Annotated in this window: 4 protein-coding genes; 1 reads left to right on the plus strand and 3 read right to left on the minus strand. The window is 48.3% G+C overall.

Annotation, left to right across the window (positions count from 1 at the left end; translation table 11 throughout):
- Window positions 1-14 precede the first annotated feature (14 nt).
- The 3 genes from CX664_RS17235 to CX664_RS17245 are packed head-to-tail and all read right to left on the minus strand — an operon-like array spanning window position 15 to window position 9,279.
- On the minus strand, window positions 15-3,497 hold the full coding sequence (locus CX664_RS17235) for a DUF1601 domain-containing protein (protein WP_101747941.1): 3,483 nt from the start codon (window positions 3,495-3,497) through the stop codon (window positions 15-17).
- A 53-nt stretch (window positions 3,498-3,550) separates the two neighbouring features.
- On the minus strand, window positions 3,551-6,412 hold the full coding sequence (locus CX664_RS17240) for a DUF1601 domain-containing protein (RefSeq protein WP_101747942.1): 2,862 nt from the start codon (window positions 6,410-6,412) through the stop codon (window positions 3,551-3,553).
- Between the two features lie 53 nt (window positions 6,413-6,465).
- Window positions 6,466-9,279 (minus strand): RAP domain-containing protein, encoded by a 2,814-nt coding sequence (locus tag CX664_RS17245; protein WP_101747943.1) that lies wholly within the window; start codon window positions 9,277-9,279, stop codon window positions 6,466-6,468.
- Window positions 9,280-9,646: 367 nt separating this feature from the next.
- Between CX664_RS17245 and tnpA the strand changes: the two genes are divergently transcribed.
- Window positions 9,647-9,856, plus strand: coding sequence for an IS66 family insertion sequence element accessory protein TnpA (gene tnpA, locus CX664_RS28255; RefSeq protein WP_420810369.1), 210 nt, complete (start codon window positions 9,647-9,649; stop codon window positions 9,854-9,856).
- The last annotated feature ends 165 nt before the right edge of the window (window positions 9,857-10,021 follow it).

A 10,021-nucleotide genomic window follows, 5' to 3' on the forward strand; every position in this document is an offset into this window, starting at 1 on the left:
ACTACTCTGCGGCATCAGCAGGCAGCAGTTTTTACTGGTTTTTTTCTCTTCCTTTTTCTTTTTTTGGGCTTTTTTATTTGATCTTCTAAATATTCTTCGGCGGTAAAATAACAGTCATCTGAAAATTGCCCTCCATCATCGGCAGTAAAATATGCCTCATCTGCCACCCACTCGCCGCTGTTAAGTGACACAGAGCCATGAGCCTTTGGCAGGACGGCTAACTTTGCCTTTATTTGCTCAATAACTGTTTTGATTGAATCCTGGTTATCAATCTTGTTCACCGGGATTTCAATGACCTCAAATCCCAATTTCTTCAGCAGGGCGATTTTCAGCAACGTCGAGCCATTCCTGGTTGTGAAATCACCACTCACGTAATGAAAAGGTCCTTGAACGTCGATCACCATGTTGTAATCTGGCAGCAGCAGGTCAACCGGAGGTAATGTGTTCAGACTCTTTTCTTCTTCAATCTTCAACAACGGAAGGCTTGATTGGAGTTGATCGCGGAAAGTGGATTGCCATTCTGAAATGACTGGCTGGTAATGGGGGGCCACCGGACACGCTCTGCCAAGCCAGCTTGCGGCCATGGCCATGACGGATTGAACCTGCATATTGCCCGGAGACGTATTGCCCAGACGGAAAAATAGTTCACCTATGTGCTTTTCAAGGGAGTGTTTATCATTACTGCCTGAATCCAGATAAAATCTGGCACAGAATGCCATGAGTCCCCAGAGAGACATCGATATATCTTGCTGAGTGAGTTGAGGATTTTTACTGATTCTGTCGACAAGAAAATCGAACGTAGATTGAACCAGGTTCAGCTCGATGGCCTCACCCAGTTTCGCCAGGGCCCACAGCAGGTTGATGGTACCTTGAGTGTTGAAGTCGTCTCTCTCTTCTTTTGATTCAGCTCTGGTTTTCACATGATGCAACAGCGCGGGCACGGCCTCTTTAAGCTTCGCTGTCTTCTCCAGCACCAACCCGCTGTCCGCCATTGTTGCCAAGGCCCACAGCAGGTTGATGCTACCTTGAGTGTTGAAGGGGTCTTGCTCTTTTTTTGCTTCGGCTTTGGTTTTCACATGGGGCAACAGTGCGGCCACGACCTCATTGAGCTTCGGTCTGTTATCCAGCCCCAGCCCGTTGTCCACCAGTTTCGCCAGCGCCCACAGCAGGTTGACGACTCCCTGTGACTTGAAGTGGTCTTTCGCTTCTTTTGATTCAGCTTTGATTTTCACCTGGGGCAGCAGTGCGGCCAGGGCCTCTTTGAACTTCGCTGTCTTCTTCAGCTCCAGCCCGTTGTCCACCAATTTCGCCATGGACCACAGCAGGTTGGCAATATGCTGAGGCATAAAGTGGTCTTTCTCTGCTATTGATTCGGCTTTGATTTTCACCTGGGTTAATAGCGCGGCCACGGCTTCTGTGAGCTTTGCTGTCTTCTTCAGCTCCAGCCCGTTGTCCACCAGTTTCGCCACGGCCCACAGCAGATTGGTGACTCCCTGTGGCTTGAAGTGGTCTATCTCTTCTTTTGATTCGGCTTTGGTTTTCACATGGCACAACAGCACGGCCACGGCCTCTTTGAGCTCCGGTGTCTTCTCCAGCCCTTTGTCTACGAGTGTCGCCAGGGCCCACAACAGGTTGGTGATATGCTGAGGAATAAAGTGGTCTTTCTCTTCTTTTGATTCGGCTTTGGTTTTCACATGGGGCAAGAGCGCGGCCACAACTTCTTTGAGCTTCTCTGTCTTCTCCGGCTCCAGCCCATTGTCCACCAGTTTTGCCAAGGCCCACAGCAGATTGGCGACTTCCTGTGGCTTGAAGTGGTCTTTCTCTTCTTTTGATTCGGCTTTGGTTTTCAAATGGGACAACAGCGCAGTCACGGCCTCTTTGCACTTCTGTGTCTTCTCCAGCCCGTTGTCCACCAGTTTCGCTACTGCCCACAGCAGGTTGGTAGCTTCCTGTAGCTTGAATTGGTCTTTCTTTTCTTTTGATTCGGCTTTGGTTTTCACATGAGATAACAGCGCAGTCACCGCCTCTTTACTATCCGCTGTCTTCTCCAGCTCCAGCCCGTTGTCCACCAGTTTCGCCACGGCCCACAGCAGGTTGGCGACTTCCTGTGGCTTGAAGTGGTCTGTTTCTTCTTTTGATTTGGCTTTGGTTGTCACTTGGTATAACAACGCGGCCACAACCTCTTTGAGCTTCGGTGTTTTCTCCGGTTTCAGCCCGTTTTCCACCAGTTTCGCCACGGCCCACAGCAGGTTGGCGACTTCCTGTGGCTTGAAGCAGTCTTTCTCTTCTATTGATTCGGCTTTGCTCTTCACATGAGGCAACAGCGCGGCCACGGTTTCTTTGAGCTTCGGTGTTTTCTCCAGTTTCAGCCCGTTGTCCACCAGTTTCACCACGGCCCAAAGCAGGTTGGCGACTTCCTGTGGCTTGAAGTGGTCTTGTTCTTCTTTTGATTTGGCTTTGGTTTTCACATGGGGCAATAGCGCGGCCACGGCCTCTTTGAGCTTCGGCATCTTGTCCAGCTTCAACCCATTGTCCACCAGTTTCGCCAAGGCCCACAGCAGGGTGACAACTTCCTGTCGCTTGAAGTGGTCTTTCTCTTCTTTTGATTCGGCTTTGGTTTTCACATGGGGCAACAGCGCGGCCACTGTCTCTTTGAGCTTCGGTGTTTTCTCAAGCTTCAGCCCGTTGCCCACCAGCTTCGCCAAGGCCCTCAACAGGTTGGTGATATGCTGAGGAAGAAAGTAGTCTTTTTCTTCTTTTGATTCAGCTTTGGTTTGCACATGGGGCAACAGCGCGGCCACTGCCTCTATCAGCTTAGGTGCCTTCTTCAGCTCCACCCCATTGTCCACCAGCTTCACCAAGGCCCACAGCAGATTGGCGATACCTTGTATATCAATATCACTGGCTTCAGGTTTTTGGTTGCACTTATATATTACTGCATCAAGTAAATTTGACAGTAAAGCAGCTTGAGTTTCCCTATCCCCCTTATTCATGTATTTATGAGGGGTCAAAACATCCGCTGAAGTCAATGAATGAAGCGTTGTTGTCAGGCTTCGCCAAGACCACTGGGGTGTCACTTTAAAATCGTGCAACAATGGTATCAGTTGGCATTGTTCACTATGATTTAATGGTCGTTTTGCCCTTGATGTGTATTGTTTGATTGAACAGGCAAATTGACTGTGTGTTTTACCATCATAGTGATCACCATAACGAGCAGATCTCCTCACCAGCCAATCCATTTTTTCTGGTGTGATGAGAGCATTAAAACCATGAACAGGTTTTATTGAATGTCCTGGTGGATGGTTAGCAGAGCAAGCGTCAGAAGCAGGATGACATTCATTACGCTTCTGGATACAGGAAGGTGTCACATTGACCTTTCTGACTGTGCCATGCCTGTATTGCCCACTCCCTGAAGCACTGGCATGAACGTCTGGTTGTTTGTAATCATTACCTGAAGTTGTGTATTTCCAACTTATACCGGCACCGCCTCTGTCCATAATTATATTTCATTAATTCATTGAAAATATAAAAAGTAGACTATTCTACGGCATCAGCAGGCAGCAATTTTCACTGGCTTTTTTCTCTTTCTTTTTCTTTTTTTGGGCTTTTTGGTTTGCTCTTCTAAATATTCTTCGGCGGTAAAATAACAGTCATCTGAAAATTGCCCTCCATCATCGGCAGTAAAATATGCCTCGTCTGCCACCCTCTCGCTGCTGTTAAGTGACACAGAGCCATGAGCCTTTGGCAGGACGGCTAACTTTGCCTTTATTTGCTCAATAACTATTTTCATTGAATCCTGTTTCCAAAGCTTGTTCAACGGAATTCCAATGACTTCAAATCCTAATTTTTGCAACAGGGCGATTTTCAACAAAGTTGAACCATTCCTGGTTTTGAAATCACCACTCACGTAATGAAAAGGTCCCTGAACGTCGATAACCATGTTGTAATCTGGCAGTAGCAGGTCAACCGGAGGTAATGAGTTCAGACTCTTTTCTTCTTCAATCTTCAAAGACGGAAAGCTTGATTGGAGTTGATCGCGGAAATTGGCTTGTGATTCGGAAATAGATATCTGGTAATGGGGGGCCACCGGACACGCTCTTCCAAGCCAACTTGCGGCCATGGCAATGATGACGGTTTGAACCTCTGTACTGCCCGGGCATGCATTTTCCAGACGAGAATATAGTTCACCTATGTGCTTTTCAAGCGGGTTTTTATCATTGCTACCTGAGTCCAGATAAAATCTGGCACAGACTACCATGACTCCCCAGAGAGACATCAATATATCTTGCTGAGAGCGTTGAGAGTTTTTACTGATTCTACCGACAAGAGAATCGAACGTAGATTGAACCAGGCTCAGCTCAATGGCCTCACCCAGTTTCGCCACAGCCCACAGCAGGTTGGCGACTTCCTGTAGCGTGAAGTGGTCTTTCTCTTCTTTTGCTTCGGCTTTGGTTTGCACCCGGGGCAACAGCGCAGCCACGGCCTCTTTCAGCTTCACTGTCTTCTCCAGCTCCAGCCCATTGTCCACCAGTGTCGCCAAGGCCCAAAGCAGGTTGGCAGTACCTTGAGTGTTGAAGTGGTCTTTTTCGTCTTTTGATTCAGCTTTGGTTTTCACATGAGGCAATAGCGCGGCCACGGCCTCTTTGAGCTTCGGCATCTTCTCCAGCTTCAACCCATTGTCCACCAGTTTTGCCATGGCCCACAGCAGGTTGGCAACTTCCTGTCGCTTGAAGTGGTCTTTCTCGTCTTTTGATTCGGCTTTGGTTTTCACATGGGGCAACAGCGCGGCCACGGCCTCTTTGAGCTTCGGCATCTTGTCCAGCTTCAACCCATTGTCCACCAGTTTCGCCAAGGCCCACAGCAAATTCGCAGCGTCCTGTGGTATAAAGTGGTCTTTCTCATCTTTTGATTCGGCTTTGGTTTGCACATGGGGTAATAGCGCGGCCGCGACCTCTCTGAGCTTCACTGCCTTCTCCAGCTTCAAACCATTGTCCACCAGTTTCGCCACCGACCACAGCAGGTTGGCAATATTTTGAGGAATAAAGTGGTTTTTCTCTTCTTTTGATTCAACTTTGGTTTTCACATGGTACAACAGCGCGGGCACGACTTCTTTGAGCATCACTGTCTTCTCAAGCTCCAGCCCGTTGCTCACCAGTTTCGCCAAGGCCCATATCAGGTTGGCGATTTGCTGAGGAGTAAAGTGGTCTTTCTCTTCTTTTGATTCGGCTTTGGTTTTCCAACAGAGCAGCAGCGCGACGATAGCTTGTTTGAGCTTTGGTGTTTTCTCAAGTTCCAGCCCGTTGTCCACCAGTTTCGCCAGGGCCCACAGCAGGTTGGCGATATGCTGAGGAATAAAGTGGTCTTTCCTTTCTTTTGATTCGGCATTGGTTTTCACATGGGGTAACAGCGCGGTCACGGTCTCTTTGAGCTTCGGCGTCTTCTCCAGCTTCAGCCCATTGTCCACCAGTTTCGCCATGGCCCACAGTAGATTGGCGACTTCCTGTGGCTTGAAGTGGTCTTTCTCTTTTTTTGATTCGGCTTTGGTTTTCACATGGGGCAACAGCGCGGTCACGGCCTCTTTCAGCTTTGGCATCTTCTCCAGCTTCAGCCCATTGCCCACCAGTTTCGCCACCGCCCACAGCAGGTTGGTGACTTCCTGTGGATTGTAGTGGTCTACTTTTGATTCGGCTTTGGTTTGCACATGGGGCAACAGCGCGGCCACGGCCTCTTTCAGCTTCGGCACCTTCTCCAGCACCAGCCCATTGTCCACCAGTTTTGCCGAGGCCCACAGCAGGTTGGCGATACCTTGTGCATCAATATCACTGGCTTCAGTTTTTTGGCTGCACTTAAGGATTAATGCATCAAGTAACGTTGACAGTAAAGCGGCTTGAGTTTCCCCATACCCGTATTTATGAGGGGTAAAAACACCCGCGGACGTAAATGAATGCAGCGTTGTTGTAAGACTTCGCCAGGACCACCCAGGTGTCACTTTAAAAGCGTGCAACAATGGTATCAGTTGGCGTTGTTCACTATGATTTAGTGGTCGTTTTGACCCTGATGTGTACCGTTTGATTGAACAGGCAAATTGACCATGATTTCTACCATCATCGTGGTCACCATAACGAGCAGATATCCCCGCCAGCCAATCCATTTTTTCTGGTGTGATAAGAGCATTAAAACCATGAACAGGTTTTATTGAATGCCCTGATGGATCGTTAGCAGAGCAGGCATCAGAAGCAGGATGACATTCATTATGCTTCCGGAGATAGTGGCGTGGCACATTCACCTGCCTGACTGTGGCATACCTGTATTGCCCACTACTCCCTGAAGCACCGGCATGATCATCCGGTCGTTTGTAATCATGGCCTGAAGTTGTGTGTTGCCAACTTATACCAGAACCACCTCTGTCCATAATTATATTTCATTAATTCATTGAAAATATAAAAAGTAGACTATTCTACGGCATCAGCAGGCAGCCGTTTTTACTGGCTTTTTTCTCTTTCTTTTTCTTTTTTTGGGCTTTTTGGTTTGCTCTTCTAAATATTCTTCGGCGGTAAAATGTGCCTCGTCTACCTCCCACTCGCCGCTGTTAAGAGACACAGAGCCATGAGCCTTTGGCAGGTCGGCTAACTTTTCCTTTATTTGCTCAATAACTGTTTTGATTGAATCCTCTTTCCGAAGCTTGTTCACCGGGATTTCAATGACCTTAAATCCTAATTTTTGCCACAGGGCGATTTTCAGCAACGTCGAGCCATTCCTGGTTTTGAAATCACCACCCACATAATGAAAAGGTCCCTGAACATCGATAACCACGTTGTAATCTGGCAGTAGCAGGTCAACCGGAGGTAATGAGTTCAGACTCTTTTCTTCTTCAATCTTCAACAACGGAAGGCTTGATTGGAGTTGAGCGCGGAAAGTGGATTGCCATTCTGAAATGACTGTCCGGTAATGGGGAACCACCGGACACGCTATGCCAAGCCAACCTGCGGCCATGGCAATGATAGATTGATTCTCTGTATTGTCCGTATTTTTTTCCAGGCGAGAATATAGTTCACCTATGTGCTTTTCAAGGGAGTTTTTATTATCGTTGCCATAGTACAGATAAAATCTGGCACAGAATGCCATGACTCCCCAGAGAGACATCAATATATCTTGCTGAGAGAGTTGAGAGCTTTCTCTGATTCCACCGAAAAGAGAATCGAACGTAGATTGAACCAGACTCAGCTCAATAGCCTCGCCCAGTTTCGCCACAGCCCACAGCAGGTTGGCGATATGCTGAGGAATAAAGTGGTCTTTCTCTTCTTTTGATTCGGCTTTGGTTTTCACATGGAGCAGCAGTGCGGCCAGGGACTCTTTGAGCTTCGGTGTCTTCTCCAGCTCCAGCCCATTGTCCGCCAGTTTCGCCACGGCCCACACCAGGTTGGCGATACCTTGAGTGTTGAAGTGGTCTTTCTCTTCTTTTGATTCGGCTTTGGTTTTCACATGGGGCAATAGCGCGGCCACGGCCTCTTTGAGCTTCGGCATCTCATCCAGCTTAAACCCATTGTCCACCAGTTTCGCCAAGGCCCACAGCAGGTTGGCGAATCCCTGTGGCGTGAAATCATCTTTCTCTTCTTGTGAGTTCGCATTGGTTTGCACGCTGGGCAACAGCGCGGCCACGGCCTCTTCGAGCTTCGGTGTCTTCTCCAGCCCTTTGCCTACGAGTGTCGCCAGGGCCCACATCAGGTTGGCGATATGCTGGGCAGTAAAGTGGTCTTTATCTTCTTTTGATTCGGCTTTGGTTTTCACATGGGACAACAGCGCGGTCACGGCCTCTTTGATTTTTGGTATCTTCTCCAGCTTCAGTCCACTATCCACCAGTTTCGCCACGGCCCATAACAGGTTGGTAATATGCTGTGAAATAAAGAGGTCTTTCTCTTTTGCATTGGCTTTGCTTTTAACATGGGACAACAGTGCGGCCACGGCCTCTTTGAGTTTCGGAGTCTTCTCCAGCTCCAGTCCATTCTCCACCAGTTTCGCCACGGCCCATGACAGGTTGGCAATATGCTGAGGAATAAAGTGGTCTTTCTCTTCTTTTGATTCGGCTTTGGTTTTCACAAGAGGCAACAGCGCGGCCACGACCTCTCTGAGCAACGGTGTCTTCTCCAGCTCCAGCCCATTGTCCACCAGTTTCGCCATGGCCCACAGCAGGTTGGCGATATGTTGAGGAATAAAGTGGTTTTTCTTTTCTTTTGATTCGGCTTTGCTTTTCACATGAGGCAACAACGCGACCACGGCCTCTTTGAATATCGGTGTCTTCGCAAGCTCCAGTCCGTTGTCCACCTGTTTCGCCACGGCCCACACCAGGTTGCTGACTTCCTGTGGCTTGAATTGGTCTTTCTCTTCTTTTGATTCGGCTTTGGTTTTCACATGGGGCAACATTGCCACCACGGCTTCTTTGAGCTTCGGTGTCTTTGCAAGCTCCAGCCCGTTGTCCACCAGTTTCGCCAGGGCCCACAGCAGGTTGGCGGTACCTTGAGTGTTAAAGTGGTCTTTCTCTTCTTTTGATTCGGCTTTGGTTTTCACATGGGGCAACAGCGCGGCCACGGTCTCTTTGAGTTTCGCGGTCTTCGCAAGCTCCAATCCGTTGTCCACCAGTTTCGCCATGGCCCACAGCAGGTTGCTGATACCTTGCGCATCAATATCACTGGCTGTGTTTTTTTGGTTACACTTACGTATTACTGTATCAAGTAAAGTTGACAATAAAGATACTTGAGTTTCCTTAACCCCTTCATCCATGCATTTATGAGGGGTAAAAACACCCGCTGACGTCAATGAATGAAGCGTTGTCGTCAGACCTCGCCAAGCCCACCCGGGTGTCGTTTTAAAATCGTGCAACAATGGTATCAATTGGCGTTGTTCACTATGATTTAAAGGTCGTTGCAAAGCGGATGTGTATCGTTTAATTGAAGTGGCAAATTGACTGTGTTTTTTTCCATCATAGTAATCACCGTGACGAGCAGATAGCCTCACCAGCCAATCCATTTTTTCTCGTATTTTGAGCGTATTTAATTCATGAACAGGTTTTACTGAGTGTCCTGGTGGACACTGAGAAGAGCATACGTCAGAAGTACTATAAAATTCATTACGCCTCGGGATGTAGGGTAGAGCATGCCCCTGCCTGACTGTGCCATGCCGGTATCGCCCACTCCGTGAAAAACCGGGATGATCATCCGGTTGTTTATAATCATTACCTGATGTTGTGTCTTGCCAACTTATACCATCAGTACCTCTATCCATGATTATTCCTGAATTCAAGCCGTAAAGAATATAAAAAGTAGACTACTGTTCTGTCCAAGGCTCAATATTCAGAAGGGTCGCCAGTTAGCGTATGATAAAACTGATAACGGATTTGATGACCGGCGACTCTACGGCATCAACAGTTCGTAAAGACAGCAACAATCGCAACATCTTGGAATAAAATATCGACAGAGCCACTAAGGAAAACGTTCCGCTGAAAGGCGCCAGGATCATCGCCTCAAAAAAGATTAGATTTTACCCGGAAAACGAGTCCGCCTATAAGGATGCATTGGCGTTATACCGTAACCGCCAAAATAACCCACGTCCTACCCCGCTGAGATTTGATCGTGGATCATAAAGCCTCTGATTGCATGGAGGCTCCGATGACCACCCAGAAATCACTAAAGAACAATGGCTGCAACGGATCGAAGCCTGGCACGACTCCGGGCTTAGCCAAAAAGCCTGGTGCCGACAAAATGGCGTCAGACCATCACAGCTTGGTTATTGGAAAAAGAAGCTGTGTGAAGGCATCTCAAGAATAAGCCGATCCGGCGGGGTTGGCTATTACGCTGGTTAAATTAGCGTTTACGTTCTATTGTTGTCATCCCCAGACGATTCTCCAACTGGAAACAGGTAATCCCCGAAGAAAGCATGCAGTCACCTTCCTCCTCAGTAACCGCAGACACGGCATCCCCGTTAACAGCCACTGAAGCCGGAAGGCACCAGCCAGCAAACAGCCGAA

The sequence above is a fragment of the Endozoicomonas acroporae genome (assembly GCF_002864045.1).
In the GTDB taxonomy this organism is placed as follows: domain Bacteria; phylum Pseudomonadota; class Gammaproteobacteria; order Pseudomonadales; family Endozoicomonadaceae; genus Endozoicomonas; species Endozoicomonas acroporae.

Bases quoted from the DNA above. Each gene is read 5' to 3' on its own strand.
- CX664_RS17245 (WP_101747943.1), bottom strand. From the start codon at position 9,279: ATGGATAGAGGTACTGATGGTATAAGTTGGCAAGACACAACATCAGGT.
- CX664_RS17235 (WP_101747941.1), bottom strand. From the start codon at position 3,497: ATGGACAGAGGCGGTGCCGGTATAAGTTGGAAATACACAACTTCAGGT.
- CX664_RS17240 (WP_101747942.1), bottom strand. From the start codon at position 6,412: ATGGACAGAGGTGGTTCTGGTATAAGTTGGCAACACACAACTTCAGGC.